Below are 18,624 nucleotides of genomic sequence, written 5' to 3'. Positions count from 1 at the left end.
TGAATCACTGCTTAGTGGCTGAGACCTTGTAAATATACTTGGAACCATTACTTTTGTTTTCTGGTATCTGAAAGGTCTCGCCGTCGGCAACTGTCGTTTCGTTCGATATCTGGAAGACTTCCGTATGTGGCAAATCTATTTGGAGTTTACCGACCTTGCTCGCATTCATTTCCAGGAGTCGAACATAGTTGACTTTATAACGTATTAGAATTTTCTCATCGTTCATAATGGCCGGGGTTACAAATCCAACAGTTCCGACTTCCAAATTATCTACAGCAATCTTGCCCTGATCGGAGGCCTTATTATAAGGAATTGTTTGCACATTCCGATACGGTAAAGTGGCACGATCCATTGTGTACCCCGAAAACTTGTCAACCAGCTCACCATTACGCGTCAGCTCAGCCGTCACGAGTATTGATTCGGCAGCCGAAACTCCAGTGACCAAGGTAGCTAATGCTGTGAACAAGATTCCCTTCATACGATTGGTGCTCCGCTTCAAATTCATTTGATTATCCAAGTCATTGCACAAAGATCCGTGCGCTTTTTCCGCAGGCCTTCTGCTCGGTCCGCGTCATCTTTGTATACCCTATAAATACCTATAGACGCAGTTTTCTATTTCCTACTGCGCAGCTGGTACCAGCCTGTCACCGTTCCCCTATCATTACAGGGGGCCTCTCGGCACATGATCAGGCACGTCACCACGCTCTCGCTGCTCGCGTTAATCGCCAGTTGCACGACCCAAACGGCGCAGACACCCAAGCCCGATTTCGACAGTAGTCGCAATCCGGACATGTTGACGCCAGACCTCTATCCTGGCGGCGCCGTTCCTGAAAAAGAACCAGTAGTGCGCTATGGCCGCTACACCCTCGTCAGCACGCTGCCAGATTCTGGCCAACGTGACCTGATGGCTCAGATTATCGACATCAGCATTCCAGCCAACATGCACCCAAATGTGCGTGAGGCGATGCAGTACGTGGTGGACCGTTCCGGTTATACGCTTTGCTCGGCAGACACTGGCCACGTCAACATCCTCTACACCCGACCACTGCCAGCAGCCCAATATAAACTTGGCCCTATGACCCTGCGTAACACCCTGCAGGTGCTCGCAGGTCCGGCCTGGCAGGTGAAGGTCGACGAGGTCAACCGTCAGGTGTGCTACGTCCTGCGCCCTGGCTACCAGCTCCCGGACTCTCCACGTCCTGCATCAACTCAGATTGCTCAACTCAACACATCGACAACTGCACAGCCTATCGCAGCGAAGAGCAATAACAATGATGCGGGCAGCCAAGTAGTAGTCGCTGCCGTTCCCCAAACAGCGCCTTTCACAACAACGGCATCAGCCGCTACCCCTATGGCGAACGCTGCACCAGCCAAAACCGTGGCCCCTCCTACGGTGATTACCAAGGATGGCTCTACAAAACAAACGTCTGCCTTGCCGACTCAGAGTCCGGCCTCGACCTCGTCCAGCAACCCAGATGCCAAGGCCGCTTCAACTCCGAAACTGGTCACCGCGCCGTCCGCAGTTTCTGCAGCGCCAAAGCCGGTTGCGACGGACATTGCAGCGCCGAAGCCGCTGGCCCAGACATGGACGGCTTCAACTGGCTCAACCCTTCGTCAAACCGTCGAAGGCTGGGCTGCAAAAGCGGGCTGGAAACTGATGTGGCAGGTCGATGATTTGGATTACTCAATTGACGCTCCACTTCGATTTGAGGGCAGTTTCCAAGAAGCCATTGGGTCGATTTTCCCACTCTACGACTCGGCTCCACGGTCCTTTCTGGTCGATGTGGTCGACAGTAACTCCTCACAGCGGCTGATTTTTATTACAGAGAGGAACAAATGATGACTGCTCGTCTCTGGATCAAAAGCACAGCCTTGTCACTTATCGTCGCACTGGTGAGTTCCTGTTCGCTGCAGCGTGTGAATGAATCGGCCAGCCGAGCTGAAAATGACGCTGCGACAGCCTCTCAATACAGCCGATTTCTGAGAAATCAGCAGCAAGAGTCCGCGCGCGCTACGGTGGTGTTCAGCGACAAACCATGGGTATCCAAAAAGCCGCTGGTCGCCAAGCGTGGTTTACCGCTGACCATGGATTGCGACATCACCTATCGCCCCTCATATAACGTTGGGATCGCTGAGATCGCGCAGTACATCACTAGTGAATGTGGTTTACCGGTCATCGTAGCCCCTGACGCAATCGACCCAAGTGTCCTTTCCAGTTCGACGCAGGGCAACTCAGGACCTGCAGTTCCACCTGGTTTGGGCTCTGCCGACAACCTGACCAACTTCATGCCCGCCGGCGTCATCGGCAATGTTCCGAGCAACGCCCGCTCAATGAATTCGATTGGGCTGACTGCGCCCAACACATTCCCCATTAAGTACAGCGGCAAGCTGTCAGGGTTGTTGAATCAATCGACCTCCCAGTTGGGCTTAGCGTGGAATTATTCCTCCGATGATCGAAGCGTGCATGTCACTTACTTCGACACCAAGACGTTCGACGTCTGGTCATTTGGTGATGACCAGGTCATTGAAAGCACAGTGAAGTCGGGCTTGCTGACCGCTACAGGCAGCGGGAGCAGTTCCGGTGGTGGCGGCGGCGGATCTTCGTCGACAGGTGCAACGGGTGAATCAGGCAGCAACCAGAGCACCACCGTTACCATCAAGACCTCGCTGATCGGAGACATTGAAAAAAACGTCAAGGCGATGCTGAGCCAACAGCCCCAAGGTCGGATGTTCCTCTCGCGTTCCACTGGCACCCTGACGGTAAGTGATCGACCAGAAGTACTTTCTAACGTTGCCAAATACCTGAATTCGATCAACAGCAGTATCACTCGTCAGGTTTTGTTCAATGTCAAAGTCTTCGAGGTAACTCTCACTGACACAGACCAGACTGGCCTGGACTGGACAGCTGTCTATACGTCCCTGAGCAACAAATGGGGCTTCTCCCTGAAAAATGCCACCACCGGCATAAGCACGGGTGCGGTTTCGGGCTCCCTGAGTATTTTGGACACGTCGAAGTCTCCCTGGGCTGGCTCCAACTTAATCATAAAAGCACTCTCAGAACAGGGCCGTATCTCAAACGTTCGCTCGCCGTCGGTCACCACGCTGAATCTGCAGCCGGCACCAATCCAGATCGGCAACGTAAAGAGCTATGTCGCATCAAGCTCGACAACCACCACGGCTTCCGTTGGATCGTCTACTTCGCTCACCCCCGCGACCATCACCAGCGGCTTCAACATGATGTTGCTTCCTCGAATCATCGACCAGGACAACATGCTGCTGATGATCACCCTGAGCATGAGCAGCAAACCGACGTTTACCACTTTTACGAGCAACGGCTCCAGTGTCCAGACAGCGGACTACGACACCAAGAACCTGTCGCCCAAGGTCAAATTGCGCAGCGGTCAAACCCTCGTACTGACTGGCTTTGAAGAGAACAGCGAAAACGCAACCAAGTCGGGCGTGGGGGATCCAGGGTTCTTCGGTTTGGGCGGCAGCCGTGTCCGCACCACAGGGCACAGCGTGCTCGTAGTGCTGATTACTCCTGTTGTTGATAGCGACACAGGCAGCCCCAGCGCGGTGATTTCACCTGCTGCCAACGAGCCTTGGGGCTCTTGCCCTACCCCACTGCTGCATTGCACAGGTTCCAAGGGGTAAGCCATGGTTGCGGAAACCTCAAAAAATGCACGCTCTGCTCGGGTCCAGGTACTCCAGTATCGAGGAAAATCATTTGTCACCGGTCTGCGCTGGCATCCGCTGGGCAGTGTCACCGGTCACATGACGGAAGCGCGCCAGTACGGTCGTGAGCACCACCTCGACATTGTCGCCATTCGAAGAACACCAGCCATTATTCAGGCAGGTTTTGTAGCGCGAAGCGAGGAGGTCACCAAAGGGATGTACTCGCTCGCGGCCACCCTGGCTGGACAGCTGGGGGACTCATGGATCGCGGCCTGGAAAACTGAAAGCGAGATTGACCAATATGCTCTCGTTGCTGTGTATCAAGGTGGGGTGATCTCTGGCTGCGACATGATCAGCACAGGTGCCGAGGTGCGCCGACGAGTCGTACAACAGCGTAGTCGTGGCATCAACTTCGACCATGAGTACCTACCCCCAGAGTTCGAAATGGGTGGTCAACCACTGGACGTGGAAGAGCTACTAAAGCCCTCGCACCTGAAACGCGAGTATCGGCTTCGGCCACTCGTCTTTGGGCTATCCAAAGCAGAACTGGTGCAACTGGCGATTCTTGGAGCGCTGATCGCTGCCGGCATCATCGGGTGGGCTCAATGGCAGAGCCATCAGGACCAAATAGCCAAAGAGGCGGCTTTCCAGGCTGAACAGCAACGCCTGGCAGAGTTGGCCAGGCTGCAAAAAGAATCCGGTATGGAGCAGCCGCCCCAAGCGCTTGAACACCCCTGGGCCAAACGTCCATCTGTTGCTGATTTCTTGGAGGGCTGCAGCAACGTCATTTATCAGTTGCCTCTGTCCATTCAGGGATGGCAGTTCACCAGTGCGGTCTGCGACGGCGCACAGGTCTTGTCCTCTTATAAGCGCTCGGGCAATAGCACGGCCGACAAACTGATACAGGCGACTCAGGGTCACTTTTCTGATCGGCCGGCCTTCTTTGACGAAGGCAACTCGGCCACGTTGAAATTCGACATCTCGCTACCCGCAGCTGGTGATGAGCCTCTTAAAGACGCCATCGTGATGTTGGCGAATCTCTCCTCTTGGTTGCATAGCTTCAATCAATCCCCAGTGCTGAAAGAAGTACCGGTAGTTGTGCCCGTTCAACCAGCCATTCCCGGTCAACCTGCTCCGCCGCCACCACCACCACCTCAATGGAAGCAATTCGAGCTGAGCTATGCCACTGGCATTACCCCGCTGGACTCATTGTCCGGCGCACCCAGTCAAGGCTTACGGCTGCGTGAAATCACAACCAAATATGAGACCGGCCACCTTGTCTGGTCAGTAATAGGTGACCTTTATGCGAAATAAAGCGCTGTTCTTTTTGTGCTCCATCCTTGCGTTAGGGGCACCATCGAGCTGGGCGGATGAGAACACACTATCTGGGGTGAACGTCGGCGAGCTGGCCCAGATTCAAAGCCAGACGATCTTGTTGAATGCCAAAGCCGAGAAGGCCAAGGCCGAAAGATCGATCAAGGGCGAAGACCAAAGTGCGACGGCGCAGCCGTCAACTGTGTTTTTTTCTCAAGGAAACCTCGCACAGCCGGCTGCAGCCTCGGCCCACAGCAGTGATACACAGTCTGAATTGCCTGTCGTGAAAGCGGTATTCGGCTCAGCAAAACGGCTCCGTGCAACCCTGCTCTACAGCAGTGGATTTGAAGTAGACGCAGATGCCTCATCTCGGGAGTTACCCGGTGGTTATCGCGTGGCCATCCTCTCCGTCGAAAACGTGACCCTCGAGCGTGGCGGTAAGCGCTACCCCCTCGGCTTTTCCAGTACGCCCCCGGCCAGCTTGAGCAACGTCAACAATTCAGCCCCCAGCATTACCCCATCAGCACCCATGCCGCCTGGGCTGATCCCTGGCCAACGTTGATTGAGAAGTTCGATGACGATCCTGACTGAAAAACCAGATGTCATAGAGCCTGACAGTGATGAGTCTGCTGCAGTCCTACTGACGTCGCACCAAACACTGCTGACGGCCCCTGGTGGACCGTTTGAGCTGAAACCCGAGCTGCGTCAACTATGTGCGCTAACCAGCGATGGGATTTTGTATGTGTCAGCCCAACACCAAACGGATGCCTATGTCATGGCATTCGAGGACCAGCTGGAACACGAAAATCACCACTTTGAGGTCAAGGTCTGCTCGATGAGCACGATCAAGGCACTCTACCGCGCCAATGATGATGCAAATGGTAAAGCGCTATCGGCGACCGAGACGAAGCGCCAGGCCCAGGCAGTGCAGCTTTTAGGAGAAGCCCACCGGCGCAACGCCAGCGACGTCCACTTTGTCGTAGGTCACGATATCACTCGAATCTTCTTTCGCATCCACGGGCTCTTGTGGGAGGCAGAACAGCATCAGAGCCAGGTGGGCATGGAGCTCTGCTCGTCCCTCTACAACAGCATGTGCGATGTCGCGAAAGACCACTACCAGCCGCAGGTGAGCCAGGACGCCAGGGTAAAACGCGCCTATGTCGACCAACTCGGTTTGTTCGGTGCCCGAGTCGCCACTCGGCCGCTCGTAGATGGCCCTCTGATGGTTTTGCGTCTGCTGTATGACGACAAAACTAAAATGACGCTTAGTGATCTCGGTTTCCTGACGCAGCAAATTGATGCATTCAGCCGCATCCGCAGCTTGCCTTATGGGGTGAACCTGATCACTGGACCCACCGGTTCCGGCAAATCGAAGTCGCTGCAGGTAAACCTGAACCTCTTGCATGAAGAGTGCGGTGGAACAAAACACATTCTGACGATGGAAGATCCACCTGAATATCCACTCCTCGCCAATCAGTCACCGCTGGGCGCCGGTGAAACCTGGAATGACGGTATCACCAATTCCATGCGGCTCGACCCTGACATTCTCATGTATGGGGAGATCCGGGACCTTGCATCAGCACAAGCAGCTTTCCGCGGCGGTATGACTGGTCACCTGGTGCTGACGACACTGCACACCAACAACGCTGTAGCAGCTCTTCAACGACTGATCGACATGGGTGTAGACCGACACCTGGTTACTGATCCTGCATTGATGACAAGCGTGGTCAACCAATCCCTCTTGCCCGTGCTGTGTTCCCACTGCCGCGTACCCGCACGCGAGCACCTCGGGGAGCTCAGCAGTGCGCTGGTGCAGCGCTTGAGCGATCTGGAAGCGCTTGATGAGACCTACCTCAAAGGACCTGGATGCCCGCACTGCAAAGGCTTGGGCATCACCGGCCGCACGGTGGTGGCGGAAACTTTGCTCACCGACCTTGAGTTCATGCGCGTTTTCAATGGGCAGGGTGCAAGTGCGGCACGTCGCCACTGGGTCAAGGAAATGGGCGGTATTACCAAGACCGCACACACGATCATCAAACTGAAACAAGGCTTAGTAGACCCCCGCCACGCCGAAATGACGGTGGGGCCTTTGGACTTTGACAAGCAAATCCTGGAGCTCGCTCATGCTGAGTGACTTCAGAGCAATGCTGAATCGTTGGGCAGAGACCTTCTATGCCAAGCAGTTTGGCAAAAACGAAAGAATCCAGTTCTACGAGAGCCTGATGGGCATCCTTGAGGATGGTGTGTCGCTTGAGGACGCGCTGCATACGGTGGCAAGAGCGTTCAGCGATAACGGCCAGAAGCTACATCCTGTATCCCTTGCATGCAGGGATATCGCGCAATCGGTGAAAGGCGGGAAATCCCTGAGCATTTCCTGCGAAGGCTGGGTTCCCTATGACGAGAACTCTCTGATCGCTTCCGGGGAAGACACCGGCAACCTGGTGCAGGCATTTCGGGACTGCGTGAGGATCATCGAGGTACGTCAGCGGATTAGCAAACTCGTGGCATCAGCCACAGTTTTCCCCTCCGTGGTGTGGAGCGTCATGGCGGCGTTGCTGTATGTGATTGCAGTGTGGATGGTGCCCTCCATGACACGACGCTCCAACCCTGAGGCGTGGACCGGAGTGCCGGCCTTCCTCTACGCCCTATCGAATTTCGTGACCCACTACGGACTTGTGACGCTGATAGCTGTGATTGTCTTCATCCTCATATCGGTAGTCACTCTCCCCGTTTTTTGCGGACTCCAGATCACGGCCGCCAGCCCATCCTGGAAGCTGCAGTTGAACAAGCTGCTCCAGATCCTGCGAGTGCGAGCAGAGAGGCTCCCGCCTTGGTCAGTCTACAAGACACTCCACGGTTCGATCTTTCTGCTCAACATGGCTGTGATGCTGCGCTCAGGCATCAACCAACTCGATGCGTTGACCTCTCTTCAACGCAATGCCTCTCCATGGTTGAAAGAGCGCCTGAGCGCCATTCATTACGGAGTGAGCGCCGGCAAAAACTTCGGTACCGCATTGAAGCTTGCGGGTCATCAATTCCCAGACCCCATGGCGATGCATTTTCTGGAAGTGCTCGCCACCCGCAAAGGCTTCGCCGAGTCGATGGAACGGTTTTCAAACCGGTGGCTGGAGCAAACGCTTCAACGCGTCGAAGCCATCGCCAAATCTCTTATCGGCATGTCCTCCATGGCCATGGGGGTCATGATGATTCTGGTAGTGATCGGGATCTTCCAGTTGGCCGGCAATGTGACTGCAACGCTTTAAACCAAACCTAAATGAGGTACTGGAAATGCCAATTAACACCCCAAAAAAACAAGGCGGGTTTCTCTCCCTGGACGGGATGTTCTGGTTGATGCTGATCGCGGTGGCGCTTGGTTTCATCGTGTTCATGGGCTACAGAACGTTCGGCAGCTCGGACGTCACTATTGAACAGAGCAATCTCGGCACGTTGCTGAGCAATACCAAACGACTGAAAAGCACCACGGGTTACGCCACGGCAGGCACCAACTTGGCGCCTTCTTTGATCAACCTCGAGGCAACTGGCGGCATGAGCATCAACGGTAATGCCCTGTCCAACCGCTGGAACGGCGCAGTGACCGTGATGAGCAACGGCATGACCTTCACCATCACAGAATCCAACCTGCCAAAAAATGCCTGCATCACCCTTGCCTCAAACATGGCCAAGGACAAACAGACAACGACGGCGATCAACGGCGGCACTGCAATTGCCGGCGAAATCACTGCGGTGGCAGCTGCGACCAGCTGCTCCTCGGACGCCAATACCATCGCTTGGACTTCGTACTAAGGAATTCAGTGTGAGCGTGATCTCTGATGCTGAATTCGTCGACCTGTACCTCGGCGATGGATTTGCCGACGCCAAAGGTCTCCCTGGGCAGGCACGAAGGGTTGAAGCGCCCGCCGAATGGCGGGCAGACCTTGAGCGCTTACGGGCGCAGTGCGAGGAAAAGCACAAGGCAACCCAGGATCCAGAGTTCGCCCTAATTGAAGATGGCGTCGTCCTTCGTGTAACCCAGTTGCTGGATTTGAATGGCAAGCCTGTGTTTGTCGTAAGCAAATCCTCAGTCCAGATCCGTCCATTGGACATGCTGGGTTTGCCCGACTATCTGCAGGACGCGCTGATGAGTGACACGGTTCGCGGCCTGATATTCATTTGTGGGGAAATGGGCACAGGGAAAACCTCCAGTGCTGCATCACTGGTGAAAGCTCGCCTTGAGGCCTGGGGAGGCATTTGTGTGGCTGTCGAGGATCCCCCAGAACCGTTTTTGAATGGTCGGCATGGCAGTGGGCGCTGCATTCAAGTTCCGGTCTCTCGCCGGATGGGGGGATACGAGGAGGCGTTGATTCTAGCGCTGCGCACAAGAGCCGATTTCCTGTTCGTGGGAGAGATTCGCGACAGCTCGACAGCAGCACAAGTAATTCAAGCCTCGATCAATGGCCATCTCATCATCAGCACAGGCCATGCAGGCAGCGTTACTCAAGGCATTGAGCGTATATCAGCCCTGGCTCAGCCATTACTCAATAACGCCCGAGAGCTGCTCTCCAAGGGGTTAGTGGCCGTTCTTCACCAGTCCTTATCAAGCGGCAACGAAGGGAGTCGTCGATTAACCCTGCAGAGCCTGCTTTTCACGGGCGATGACGGACCGGGCATCCGAGAGAAAGTCCATGCAGGAAAGATCACGATGCTCGATCACGACATCGCTCACCAATCATCAAGGAGTCTCTGGAATGACCAGTAGGAACAAGCAGCGGGGCTTCTTGAGCTTGGACATGGCGATCGGATTGGCCGTTTTCTCCGTCGTCGTCACTTTGGCGATCGCATGGCAAATCAAGCAGATGGACTCTCAGGGCTATCGAATTGCTGCTGATCAACAGAGAACCATTTCAGAGGCATTGGCCAAATATCTGAAGGATAACTACAGCGTGGTGCTGGCCAACGCGGCAGCAACCGTACCGGTGCAAATAACCGTTCCGATGCTCGTCAACACCAACTACCTTCCTGCAGGTTTCAGCCCCACTAACGCCTTTGGGCAGACCATTCTCGGCCTCGCCCGGAAACCCAACCCCAATCAACTGGAAGTAATTGTGGTTACTACTGGTGGGCAGACAATTCCAGAAATGGGTATCCGAACCATCGCTGAAAATCTTGGAGGACCTGGTGGCTTCATCTCTTCAGCCAACCCGAGCATCGTCCAGGGGGTGAGGGGGGGATGGCAGGTAGCACTAAGTAACTATGCTATAGCTCCTGGCCCAGGACATACAGCCAGCGCACTTTTCCTTATGGATGGTGCGTTGGCTAATGACTATCTATATCGAAACGCAGTACCCAACCATCCAGAATTCAACACGATGAATACTGATATCACGATGGGAAACCACAATATTAACAATGCAGGAAATATCACAGCGTCGGGCAACATAACAGCTAATGCCGATATTACAGCTCGAAACGTCATCGCCACAGCCAATGTTAATGCCGCGACTGCAACCATTACCGGTGATACCAGCACAGGTGGTTGGTTCAGAACACGTGGTGACACAGGCTGGTACAGCGAAAAATGGGGAGGCGGGATTTATCAAAATAGCCCCAACTGGGTCCAGGTTTATAACGACAAAAACTTTTCAACCGGTGGTGAACTATGGGGTGGAAAGATAACCTCGACTGGCAAGATAACGGCCTATGATCGCATTCAGACAAATGAATATTTGTCCCTGGGAGGCATAGCTACCGAGGGGCAACAGTGCAGTGACCGAACCCTTCTTGCAAAAAGCGCCGCGGGAATAACTTTGTCCTGCGAACAAGGCTTATGGAAAAGACCAGGTGGGTGGGAATTTCAGCTGATCCAGGGCACCTGCCAGGCGCCTGCCAGAGGAAGTGTGACCTGCTCCCTTGGCGACACTACATGGAAGTCATGTTCTTTAACTGGCGCTTTTGGCATCGGAGATAGCGAGACTGGGTACATCTTCAGAAATGCAAGTGGATGGTTTCTCTCCACATCTCGACTTTCCTGGCCAGGTCTTTTCTATTGGAGCTGCTTCAAATAAAGCATCCATTTATAAAATTTCAAAAACGTTTTATTGTATGTTTATGGGGATTATTGCAGTGCAGACGATTGAGAATAACGTTGAGTATAGCGCTGGAGAATTACAGACCTGGCTAAGCACCCGAAGCAGGATATGGTCAACTGTGCTATGGCGTCGCGCATTAGAAGGAAAAGAGGCATTCGAGGTCGGCGACTTTACTTACAAACTACACCCAACGCCCTCTGGCCGTTATTTAGTGAAGAAGATCGCCACTATGGAATTAATTAATCCACAACGCAAACCAATGAGCATCAAGCGAGCCGCAAAGTGGACTGCCATTGCGCTTGGCCTAGTAGGAATTTGCTTAACATTGATTTTCCTCACGAAATAGTTTTGTTATTGACGCGTAGGTGGTAACAACCACCATTCTGTGGATGGAGCTCATATCATGACAATGCAATGGCTCGTTTTGATGGTTGTGCTCATTGCCTCCAGCATTTTCATGGAGAACCAACATCAGGACCAACGTATATCCGACTACGCTACCCTTGACTCGCTGGGTCGCGGCTTTCTGGTGTACCGATCTGCCGCTACCGAATATGCCCAGGCCAACCCGGGCTTCAGTGGGGTACCGAGCGATTCTGCGCTCAACCTACCTGGGTGGTTTGTGAAACCTGTGGGCGTTGGCTCTTACATCTCATCAGGAACGGCCTATACTTATTTTGATGGGGCTGCACCGTCAGGCTTGCCTTCTGTGCTGGTAGACCTGACAAAGACAACTACCGTTGGTTTAAAGCGTTCAGGAATGCTGATTTCACAGATAACTGGGGCGACCGGTATAGCAATTTCGTCCCCCGTTCCCGAAGGTGCGGTCGTCGCCGTCAATTAGTATGGGTCGACCGACTTTGAAAGGCCCCGGGTTGCATAAGCTCCGGCCTATCAACATAATGATCACAACAACGTTTCCACCCCGTTGGCTACTGGCGGTCATCAGTAGCGCCCGGTGATGCGGCTTGCCTCATCACCAACCCCAAAGCACGCTTAGCTCCGGGAAGGGCGTGCGGACCTGGTTCAGAGCTCTCCCTGTGTCTCCCTGTTCAAGCCAGACACGCAGCCGTCTAACTCGTGAATTGCGAGTTCAAAGGCACATAGGGCTCTGTTGAGATTCGAAGCACCGTAGTCTAAGGGCCACACTGGTGTTGTGGCCCACACTTTTTAAAGCTCACACAATAGGTAGCCTGATCATCTTGCAAAGGATGATCAGGCTACCTATTGGTAGCTGCTTTTCCTGGCCGGTGGCCCGCCGGCGAAACGCAGGGCTCCCTTTGTGCGCGGATGCGTGCCTTATGCTAGCTGGCCTCAGCCACGATAATCGGCCAGGTGTTGGAAGTAAGACGTTCAGATCACAGCCCAGGGATCAACAACGCCTTCGCCCCGCACAGGTGGTATTTTTTTCTGAAAGACGCTACTTACTACATCCGAGAGTGACTGTTGACCCAGCTACTCTCGGTAGCTTCTCCTGTCGACCTGAATCTGCTTTGCCCTCCGCGAAATATCCCTCTCCGCTTGACACATCACCATCCCCCCTTCAATGATATGGACGTGCTTTGCTGACGTCGTCAGCATAATGCCCAGGCAGTCAGGATCTTGAAGACTGCGACACGATGTTCGTGTCAGATCCGCCCAAGACCGCTGAGCTTCTGGTAGCGCGGTCGGTCGACAATCGTCGATGGAAGCACCTTATGCAACTCACCTCGCGGGGAATCACTTCCCCAACGGGGTCAGTGGGTTCTCCGCATTCAACCTGCAGGAGAATCACCATGTCCAAACTTGCTTATGGCTTCGGTTTCGCGCTTGGCACCATCACGCGACAGTTTCTGTGTGCGGTAAAGAAAACCAGCGCTGCGCCCACAGCTATCCATACCAAAGCAGCTCCGTTGCTTCCACCGCCCTGCGTACCTGAGCGTCTCCTACGTGAGATGGATCATGTACCGGCAATAACTCGTAAAGGTGTCGACCTGAACCTTTGGTACGCGGCTAACACCCGAGTGGTTGAAAAGCCTGCTCGGAAACCGCGTAAGAAGCCAGCTGCACGCTCGTTGGTGCCAGCAACTTGCTAAGTCTGCGCCCTTCGCCTCTGTAGGGAGCCTTCCCCATGGGAAGGTTTCCTCAGAGTTTTCACGGTAGGGGCTTGACAAGCGACAATCGTATTTCCATGATCTGCACATGTATCGCTGACGTCGTCAGCAACATGCCCAAGTAGTCTGGATCCGCAAGACTACGATGCGGTTTTCCGCATTGATCCACTCCCAAGATCGCCATAGCTTCCGGTAGCGCGATCAGTCGACTCAGTCGATGGAAGCACCTTTCCCCCCCCTGACGGGCCTACCCCGTCAGGGCAGGCCTCTCACTTTTGGAGGTCTGATGAAAACTGAACTGGCTCTATACCAGGCGTTGATTTCGATTAACGTCCCGGAACAGAAGGCAAATGCTGTTATTGAAGCTTTGGAGACCGACATGCTTTCACGTTTGGCTACCAAGGCAGATTTAACTGCTCTTGCTGCAGAGTTCAAATCTGAGATTTCGCAGCTTGAAGTCAAGCTCACCACTCGCATGGGCGTCATGTTGTCTGCAGCTGTCGGTGTAATGATCGCTGCAATGAAGCTGATGCATTAAACAACCTTAAGCTCCACCCACCCTCGCGGGGAACACTTTCCCCCCTAGGGCGAAGTGTTTCTCCGCTTTCTGTTATTTCGAAACTGGAGAATCACCATGAGCACTAATCAATCCAACGAAGCAAAATTCTTCGACCTTCACACCACTGGTATCGGTTATCTCAACCGTATCCGTGAAGTGAAACCTCGCGGCAAAGGTAAGCCATTCATGGCAGTTACCGTTGCGGCACTACGCGGCTCGATGGATGATGCCGAGTATTCCTATATCGACTGCAACGTGGTCGGCGCTGAAGCTGAAAAGCTGACTCGTCGCAGCCAAGCAGCCGTTGAAGCCGGAAAGAAGGTCCTTGTGAGCTTCCGAATCGGTGATATCTGGACCGACGCATTTACCTACGAAAAAGGCGATAAAAAAGGTCAACCTGGAGCAAGCCTCAAGGGACGCCTTTTGTTTATCGGCTGGATCAAGGTGGATGGGGTAACTGTCTATGAAGCCAAACCGAAAGACTCTGCTGAGCCCCTTCCTGCCCAGGATGGTGCTGCTGGAGATGATTCGGATAACGCCCATGGACAACCAGAACCTGAACAACGTCAATCTGCATGATTGAAATCATGGCGCCCCCTGGGCGCCTTTTAATATTCGTACCGAAGGGAACGCCTCCCTTCGGGATTGGTGATTTCCGAACCCTGGAGATAAACCATGATGATGAATCCTCAACGACTGCCGCTGCTGACCGAAATTGGTCTTTTAGCCGCTCAAGCTAGTGTTTACAGCGAGCTGGATAAACTACTTCCGAGCAACTCGGCGCTCCATCCCGATGATGACCCGCGCTTCACCCTTACTACTGATCTTTGGTTAGAAGTACTGGATGGGGTTATCACATTGGCAAAGATGGACCATCGAGATGAATTCAATCCCGAAAACAGCCCACTGTTAACGGAGTACGGACTTCTCAAGGAATATCGAAGAGCGCGCTGGGAGTTGGAAGATGAGCTTATTCATCCCGAATACTACTAACTCGCCACCTTAGTGAACTGGGTTGCTTCTCGAAGCCGGAGAACGACATGGACACGCTTCAAACACAATCTGCGAATTCTGCATCAGACCCTTCAACTGCTACTTGCGCAGCGGATATGGAGAAGGCGCAGAAATCAATTAACCTCTGGCTTTCTCAAGGGGCAGAAGCGGAAACGATGGGTGACACGTTCTGGGCAGAATTATCTGCCGAGAAGGTGACTAAGTACCAATCGATTCTTGCTAGCCTTCAAAAGACAGCATAAATCACACAGCTGACAATACCCCGCCGGGAGCCATCTCCCGAACGGGCCAGGTGGTTTTCGCACTTGGAAATAAACATGCAAACCACCACTAACCTCGTGTCGTCTGACCTGCTCAAACTCCCGGTCGTTTTAACCCCCCGGGCCTGGCAGGAAGCGGTGCATATTGAAAACCCACACGATGCAAGTGTTGTCAGTGAGCGACTGGGCGATGTTGTCCTGGAGGCCTACCGAGAACTGCATTTGCAACCTGACAGCACACAAATCCATTTCGGCCTCTATCGTTTATTGCCTGCTGGCAATAGCACCGATCGAGTCTGGCTGGACCTAAAACTTGACCGCATAGAATCACCGCCAGGCGTTTTCTATCTGTACATCTCACTCAAGGAAGAAACTCATACTTCTTGCCCATAACCCTCCGACATTCACAGCACTACCCAAAGCCCGACATCTGTCGGGCTTTTTTCATTCGTAGCAGTGTGGAGCTGCCCATGATCAACATCCCCGGCCAACTGGCCATCCGTACCATCAGCGGCCGCAATGGCGAATTCAACGTCGGACGGCTCTCGACCTCTATCGGTGAGTTCGTGATCAAAGACGCACTCCTCGATCAGTACGATGAAGGTAAATACCGAGGCGACTTTCTGATAACGGAGATCCGTCCTTCGTATTACTCCACAGCAGGTCGCCTGGTCGGTGAGATCCGTGCAAAGCTGGAAAGCATGAGCCTCGACGACGTGGACAATCTGACACCAGAAGACGCCGCCAGGCTCTCGCCAAACGAGCCTGACCCTATGGATGAAGAGTCTTCTTCCAACCTCTCCAAGCCAGTGCAGCGGAATAATCCGCCCGCCGTCCCGGCTACAAGTAAACAGGTATCAAAAGAGGATGCCCCGTTTGGAATGACCCCGACCGGCGGAACCAACGACCTCGAGGCAGATGCCGAGTTGTTCGGCACAATCTGGCCTCTAAGCGATACAGTCAGGCTGGACACAACTGTTGATCGTCAGCAACTACGCCAACAGTGCAGTCGGCTCTCTGAGCTCGGCTATGTACACAACTTCAAACTGCAGGTATGGAATATCTCCAATACCTAACGAGGCCCGCGATACGCCAAGCCAATCGGCACAACCCATGAGGGGCTCCCTCCTGGGCGCTCCTCGACTCAGCAGGAGCAGCACATGAATCCAATCTTCAATAACCTGACCCAAGAACTCCTTGAAAACATTGAAGATCAGCTCGCCAATAACGAGGTATCGACGAATGAGGAGCTTTGGGACTTCTTCGTAGAGGAGCTCGAAATGACGGCAGAACAAGCCGATGCCGCCGTTGCACTTCGCCCCAAATACCTGGGACAAATCTTTCTCACTGGGCACAGCCCTCTATTTCAAGACGAGACGGTCTCGTTTGACCCGAACGATAAAACGTTCAAATCGGACGACCAGCTGTTTCCCAAGCAATAACACTTACTGCTAACACCCCCGAGGGGCTCACCGCCCCTCTGGGCGGGTTCCCCCTCCATTATGGAGGTTCCCATGCCCAGCCCTACCCCGCTCTTCCCAATCGAGGAGTGCAATGATCTTTTCGTCGACGCTTGCGCGTGTGACGAACAACGCAACCTGGTGTTCCTCTCTGCATGGGGTCGAGACACGGCGCTACAAGAGTTCCTGGCCAGGCTGACCCTCGGCACGACAGAAGATGGTTTAAGCCGGTTTCACATCGTTGTAGATGGCCAAAGTCTTCCTGTCTTTCCCAACATCGATTTGTTGGAAAAGCGCACCACGCGACAAATGCGCGGTACGTTATTCGGCAGCTTGATTCACCTCTGGTTGTTTGACCGACGCTGCGTGCAGCCGGATCGGGCCAACCACTTCGCCTACGCCCTTCTTGAGAACGGGCAGTCACCTCATCAACGGCTTTGGCCGTTGATACAGGACACCTGTCCATTACCGCTGCTGCCACATTGGCAGGAGCAGGTAATGGGGTTGCTCACCCAACACGACATGCTGCAGCTGTTACCTGGAACGTCCGGTGCGGTTGCGGCATGGCGTTTGTCGTTGCAACTCGACGTTCTCGAAACAGCCCTGGGCGAGCTCATTCGCCAGGGGCAACTCTCAACCCACGCTCAGTTTTGAGCATTGATCAAGGAGCCTCACCATGGCTTTGATGTTCCCACGATTGGCGCGCAACTTCGCTTGCAATGGCTACTACCCCACTGACGAAACGACGCTGGAACTCACCCTACAAGCGTTGGCACCATCCCCAAGCGGGAAGATGCGGATCTTCGATCCCTGTGCAGGCGAAGGCGTTGCCTTAGCTGAAACTGCTCATGCACTCGGGCGTGACCGCGTTGAGACCTACGCAGTCGAGTATGACCAGGAGCGTGCCAATCACAGCAAGACACTGCTGGATTGCGTGCTGCACAGCGACTTGATGGACACCATGATCAGCCGCCAGGCCTTCGGCTTGCTCTGGCTCAACCCGCCCTACGGTGACCTGGTCACTGACCATGCAGGTGCATCTCAGTACCAAGGTAACGGCCGTCGGCGCCTGGAGAAGATGTTCTATCAACGGACGCTACCACTGCTGCAGTACGGTGGAGTCTTGGTGCTAATTGTTCCGCACTACGTGCTGGACGATGAGCTGTGTGGTTGGCTATGCAATCACTTTACTGAACTGCGGATCTACAAAGCCGCTGATCCAACCTTTAAACAGGTAGTGATCTTCGGTATACGAATCCGTCGGCAGGACCTCGCTCGACCGCAAGAGGTCAAATACGTACGCGCACGCCTTCAGGCGATCGGTGCCGGCACATTGAGCGCGGAAGCGTTACCAACCAGTTGGCCATGGGAGCCCTACAGGGTTCTCCCGGCATCCAACGAGCTGGAACACTTCTACCGTATCAGCCTTGAACCTGAACAGCTCAGCGAAGAAATCAAAAGACTTCGTGGCATGTGGCCTGACTTCACACTGCACTTTGGTCAAAGCGGCGCTCAGCCACGACCTCCCGTGAGGGAGCTGTCGCGCTGGCACTTGGCGTTGGCATTGGCTGCCGGTGCGATTTCCGGCGTAGTGAAATCCAAAACCGGCCGAGTATTGGTGCTCAAAGGCGATACCTACAAAGATAAGGTCCGCAAGACCGAGTTCACCGAGGACCAGGACGGCAACGTGTCCGAGGTAAGGATCCTGACTGATCGTTTCGTGCCCATCATTCGGGCATGGGACATGACGCCAGGCTCTGCCAACCAAGGCCGCGTGATCACCATCAGTTCATCGGCGGATACGCCGCATGAACCTGATGAGGCGGTGACACAGCCAACACTGCCCCCACCACCACGAGTGACATTTGAACCTGGCCGCTTAGTGCTGACCCAGTCAGTGCACCACCTGATTGAGCATGGACATCTCGATCCAAGCACTTACTTGCGTCGGCATTTCTCCGGTGACTGGGGGGAACTGCCTAAAGAAGACTGGGGCAGTAACCAACGGGCTCTGACCTACGGGGATCGATTGTTCTCCTGTTATGACATATGCGCCGGCGATGAGACCCGGCTCTGGATCATCACCGAAGCTGACCGCAGTGCAACAACCGTGTTGCTGCCCTCGGACTACTGACCCACCACGCCAAACTGGCCATCCGTTAA

General features: G+C 54.1%; 20 protein-coding genes. 19 read left to right on the top strand and 1 reads right to left on the bottom strand.

Annotated features, from left to right (window positions below; all coding sequences use genetic code 11):
- Positions 1 to 4: 4 nt before the first annotated feature.
- Positions 5 to 478, bottom strand: coding sequence for a hypothetical protein (locus tag E4O98_RS09100; RefSeq protein ID WP_248134785.1), 474 nt, complete (start codon positions 476 to 478; stop codon positions 5 to 7).
- A 204-nt stretch (positions 479 to 682) separates the two neighbouring features.
- On the opposite strand from E4O98_RS09100, the gene E4O98_RS09095 reads away from it, so the two are divergent.
- The 19 genes from E4O98_RS09095 (at position 683) to E4O98_RS09005 (ending at position 18,595) form a co-directional block, all read left to right on the top strand.
- Positions 683 to 1,840: a TcpQ domain-containing protein gene (locus tag E4O98_RS09095; protein ID WP_248134783.1), complete on the top strand. Its 1,158-nt coding sequence runs from the start codon at positions 683 to 685 to the stop codon at positions 1,838 to 1,840.
- Positions 1,840 to 3,654: a PilN family type IVB pilus formation outer membrane protein gene (locus E4O98_RS09090; protein ID WP_248134781.1), complete on the top strand. Its 1,815-nt coding sequence runs from the start codon at positions 1,840 to 1,842 to the stop codon at positions 3,652 to 3,654. Before E4O98_RS09095 ends, E4O98_RS09090 begins: the two co-directional genes overlap by 1 nt.
- Positions 3,655 to 3,657: 3 nt before the next feature.
- Positions 3,658 to 4,989 carry a type 4b pilus protein PilO2 gene (gene pilO2 / locus E4O98_RS09085; RefSeq protein WP_248134780.1) on the top strand — a complete coding sequence of 444 codons (1,332 nt, stop codon included), beginning with the start codon at positions 3,658 to 3,660 and terminating at the stop codon, positions 4,987 to 4,989.
- A complete protein-coding gene (pilP, locus tag E4O98_RS09080) occupies positions 4,979 to 5,551 on the top strand; it encodes a type IV pilus biogenesis protein PilP (protein ID WP_248134778.1) in 573 nt (190 codons plus the stop codon). The genes pilO2 and pilP overlap by 11 nt, the downstream gene beginning before the upstream one ends.
- 12 nt (positions 5,552 to 5,563) lie before the next feature.
- Positions 5,564 to 7,123, top strand: coding sequence for an ATPase, T2SS/T4P/T4SS family (locus E4O98_RS09075; protein WP_248134776.1), 1,560 nt, complete (start codon positions 5,564 to 5,566; stop codon positions 7,121 to 7,123).
- Positions 7,113 to 8,252, top strand: a complete 1,140-nt coding sequence (locus E4O98_RS09070; protein ID WP_248134774.1) for a type II secretion system F family protein — start codon at positions 7,113 to 7,115, stop codon at positions 8,250 to 8,252. The genes E4O98_RS09075 and E4O98_RS09070 overlap by 11 nt, the downstream gene beginning before the upstream one ends.
- An 88-nt stretch (positions 8,253 to 8,340) precedes the next feature.
- Positions 8,341 to 8,793, top strand: coding sequence for a type 4 pilus major pilin (locus E4O98_RS09065; RefSeq protein ID WP_171902656.1), 453 nt, complete (start codon positions 8,341 to 8,343; stop codon positions 8,791 to 8,793).
- A 10-nt stretch (positions 8,794 to 8,803) separates the two neighbouring features.
- Complete coding sequence (locus E4O98_RS09060; RefSeq protein ID WP_008437359.1) at positions 8,804 to 9,745, top strand: ATPase, T2SS/T4P/T4SS family; 942 nt, start codon at positions 8,804 to 8,806, stop codon at positions 9,743 to 9,745.
- Positions 9,735 to 11,051 carry a shufflon system plasmid conjugative transfer pilus tip adhesin PilV gene (gene pilV / locus E4O98_RS09055; protein WP_248134772.1) on the top strand — a complete coding sequence of 439 codons (1,317 nt, stop codon included), beginning with the start codon at positions 9,735 to 9,737 and terminating at the stop codon, positions 11,049 to 11,051. Before E4O98_RS09060 ends, pilV begins: the two co-directional genes overlap by 11 nt.
- Positions 11,052 to 11,478: 427 nt before the next feature.
- Complete coding sequence (gene pilM / locus E4O98_RS09050) at positions 11,479 to 11,919, top strand: type IV pilus biogenesis protein PilM (protein ID WP_248134771.1); 441 nt, start codon at positions 11,479 to 11,481, stop codon at positions 11,917 to 11,919.
- 1,535 nt (positions 11,920 to 13,454) lie between these two features.
- Positions 13,455 to 13,706: a hypothetical protein gene (locus tag E4O98_RS09045; protein WP_248134769.1), complete on the top strand. Its 252-nt coding sequence runs from the start codon at positions 13,455 to 13,457 to the stop codon at positions 13,704 to 13,706.
- A gap of 96 nt (positions 13,707 to 13,802) precedes the next feature.
- The gene (locus E4O98_RS09040; RefSeq protein ID WP_248134767.1) at positions 13,803 to 14,306 is read left to right on the top strand and encodes an STY4534 family ICE replication protein; all 504 of its coding nucleotides are present in this window, start codon (positions 13,803 to 13,805) and stop codon (positions 14,304 to 14,306) included.
- A gap of 96 nt (positions 14,307 to 14,402) precedes the next feature.
- Positions 14,403 to 14,720, top strand: a complete 318-nt coding sequence (locus tag E4O98_RS09035; RefSeq protein ID WP_248134765.1) for a hypothetical protein — start codon at positions 14,403 to 14,405, stop codon at positions 14,718 to 14,720.
- Positions 14,721 to 14,767: 47 nt separating this feature from the next.
- Entirely contained in the window at positions 14,768 to 14,983 is a 216-nt protein-coding gene (locus E4O98_RS09030; protein WP_248134763.1) for a hypothetical protein, read from the top strand.
- 75 nt (positions 14,984 to 15,058) lie between these two features.
- Entirely contained in the window at positions 15,059 to 15,394 is a 336-nt protein-coding gene (locus E4O98_RS09025; RefSeq protein ID WP_248134761.1) for a hypothetical protein, read from the top strand.
- Positions 15,395 to 15,471: 77 nt separating this feature from the next.
- Positions 15,472 to 16,077 (top strand): DUF3275 family protein, encoded by a 606-nt coding sequence (locus tag E4O98_RS09020; protein ID WP_248134759.1) that lies wholly within the window; start codon positions 15,472 to 15,474, stop codon positions 16,075 to 16,077.
- An 84-nt stretch (positions 16,078 to 16,161) separates the two neighbouring features.
- Positions 16,162 to 16,443 carry a hypothetical protein gene (locus E4O98_RS09015; protein ID WP_248134757.1) on the top strand — a complete coding sequence of 94 codons (282 nt, stop codon included), beginning with the start codon at positions 16,162 to 16,164 and terminating at the stop codon, positions 16,441 to 16,443.
- Between the two features lie 72 nt (positions 16,444 to 16,515).
- A complete protein-coding gene (locus tag E4O98_RS09010; protein WP_248134755.1) occupies positions 16,516 to 17,115 on the top strand; it encodes a hypothetical protein in 600 nt (199 codons plus the stop codon).
- 22 nt (positions 17,116 to 17,137) lie between these two features.
- On the top strand, positions 17,138 to 18,595 hold the full coding sequence (locus tag E4O98_RS09005) for a DUF6094 domain-containing protein (RefSeq protein ID WP_248134753.1): 1,458 nt from the start codon (positions 17,138 to 17,140) through the stop codon (positions 18,593 to 18,595).
- Positions 18,596 to 18,624: the final 29 nt, after the last annotated feature.

It is taken from the genome of Pseudomonas sp. W2Jun17 (genome assembly GCF_023127795.1).
Classification (GTDB): Bacteria; Pseudomonadota; Gammaproteobacteria; order Pseudomonadales; family Pseudomonadaceae; genus Aquipseudomonas; species Aquipseudomonas synxantha_A.
The sequence above is the reverse complement of the archived record's forward strand: the minus strand, read 5'-3'. Positions and strand labels throughout refer to the sequence as shown.

Coding starts and splice junctions, on each gene's coding strand:
- E4O98_RS09020 (WP_248134759.1), top strand. CDS start 15,472: ATGATCAACATCCCCGGCCAACTGGCCATCCGTACCATCAGCGGCCGC.
- E4O98_RS09015 (WP_248134757.1), top strand. CDS start 16,162: ATGAATCCAATCTTCAATAACCTGACCCAAGAACTCCTTGAAAACATT.
- E4O98_RS09030 (WP_248134763.1), top strand. CDS start 14,768: ATGGACACGCTTCAAACACAATCTGCGAATTCTGCATCAGACCCTTCA.
- E4O98_RS09045 (WP_248134769.1), top strand. CDS start 13,455: ATGAAAACTGAACTGGCTCTATACCAGGCGTTGATTTCGATTAACGTC.
- E4O98_RS09100 (WP_248134785.1), bottom strand. CDS start 478: ATGAAGGGAATCTTGTTCACAGCATTAGCTACCTTGGTCACTGGAGTT.
- pilM (WP_248134771.1), top strand. CDS start 11,479: ATGACAATGCAATGGCTCGTTTTGATGGTTGTGCTCATTGCCTCCAGC.
- pilO2 (WP_248134780.1), top strand. CDS start 3,658: ATGGTTGCGGAAACCTCAAAAAATGCACGCTCTGCTCGGGTCCAGGTA.
- E4O98_RS09025 (WP_248134761.1), top strand. CDS start 15,059: ATGCAAACCACCACTAACCTCGTGTCGTCTGACCTGCTCAAACTCCCG.
- E4O98_RS09040 (WP_248134767.1), top strand. CDS start 13,803: ATGAGCACTAATCAATCCAACGAAGCAAAATTCTTCGACCTTCACACC.
- E4O98_RS09005 (WP_248134753.1), top strand. CDS start 17,138: ATGGCTTTGATGTTCCCACGATTGGCGCGCAACTTCGCTTGCAATGGC.
- E4O98_RS09070 (WP_248134774.1), top strand. CDS start 7,113: ATGCTGAGTGACTTCAGAGCAATGCTGAATCGTTGGGCAGAGACCTTC.
- E4O98_RS09035 (WP_248134765.1), top strand. CDS start 14,403: ATGATGATGAATCCTCAACGACTGCCGCTGCTGACCGAAATTGGTCTT.
- E4O98_RS09010 (WP_248134755.1), top strand. CDS start 16,516: ATGCCCAGCCCTACCCCGCTCTTCCCAATCGAGGAGTGCAATGATCTT.
- E4O98_RS09065 (WP_171902656.1), top strand. CDS start 8,341: ATGCTGATCGCGGTGGCGCTTGGTTTCATCGTGTTCATGGGCTACAGA.
- pilV (WP_248134772.1), top strand. CDS start 9,735: ATGACCAGTAGGAACAAGCAGCGGGGCTTCTTGAGCTTGGACATGGCG.
- pilP (WP_248134778.1), top strand. CDS start 4,979: ATGCGAAATAAAGCGCTGTTCTTTTTGTGCTCCATCCTTGCGTTAGGG.
- E4O98_RS09075 (WP_248134776.1), top strand. CDS start 5,564: ATGACGATCCTGACTGAAAAACCAGATGTCATAGAGCCTGACAGTGAT.
- E4O98_RS09095 (WP_248134783.1), top strand. CDS start 683: ATGATCAGGCACGTCACCACGCTCTCGCTGCTCGCGTTAATCGCCAGT.
- E4O98_RS09090 (WP_248134781.1), top strand. CDS start 1,840: ATGACTGCTCGTCTCTGGATCAAAAGCACAGCCTTGTCACTTATCGTC.